This window comes from Acinetobacter sp. NBRC 110496 (assembly GCF_000876115.1).
Lineage (GTDB): Bacteria > Pseudomonadota > Gammaproteobacteria > Pseudomonadales > Moraxellaceae > Acinetobacter.
The window spans coordinates 1-985 of sequence record NZ_BBTF01000145.1; the positions used below are offsets into that span (position 1 = coordinate 1).

Annotated in this window: 1 protein-coding gene; it reads left to right on the plus strand. The window is 36.6% G+C overall.

Features of this window, described 5'->3' with window-relative positions; genetic code table 11:
* Positions 1-107: 107 nt before the first annotated feature.
* A partial coding sequence (locus Aba26S_RS20955; RefSeq protein ID WP_252322574.1) for an IS30-like element ISAba125 family transposase occupies positions 108-985 on the plus strand: 878 nt, incomplete at its 3' end.

Sequence of the window (985 nt, forward strand, 5' to 3'; positions counted from 1 at the left end):
GAGTAAAACTTGAAGTGCGACATAAACCACCTAATTAATTTAAAGGGTTTATGGAGTATATAAAATTGTCATACCATCATCTTAACTTTGAAGATCGTACTGCATTAATGCTTGAGTCAAGAAAAGAAGGCTTTTCAGCCAGAAAATTTGCTGAACTTATTAAAAGACATCCTAGTACGATCTATCGTGAGCTTAAAAGAAATAGCATCAATGACGTTTATCAAGCTCGATATGCTTCTGATAACACTTTTGCTAGACGTAGACGTGGTCACAGAAAACTCAAAATCGATTCAATCCTCTGGAAATTTATTGTTGAAGCGATCCGTTGTTTATGGTCTCCTCAGCAAATAGCAAAGCGTTTAAAGACATTTCCTGATTTGGATCAAACAATGAATGTAAGCCATACAACGATTTATTCAACGATACGAGCATTACCCAAGGGTGAGTTGAAAAAAGACTTATTATCCTGTCTACGTCATGAAAATAAAAAGCGAAAAGCTAACGGTGAACCTAAAAAAGATTCTATATTACAGGATATTAAAACTATTCATGAGCGCCCAGCCGAAGTTCAAGAAAGAAAAATACCGGGTCATTGGGAAGCTGATTTAATTAAAGGTAAAGACAATAAAAGTTCGATAGCAACACTTATTGAACGAAATACACGGCTCTGTATCTTGGCAACATTACCTGATGCAAAGGCAGAATCAGTGCGCAAGGCTTTAACTGAAGCTCTGAAATATTTACCTGCAGAACTGCGTAAAACGTTGACCTATGACCGTGGACGCGAGATGGCAGAACATAAAATACTTGAAGAAGATTTAGGCATAGATGTATATTTCTGTGACCCACATTCACCCTGGCAAAAAGGCACATGCGAAAATATGAATGGTTTAATTAGGCAATATTTACCTAAAGGGATTGATTTAAATCAGGCAGATCAGCATTATTTAAATCAAGTTGCCATGTCACTGAATACTCGTCCTAG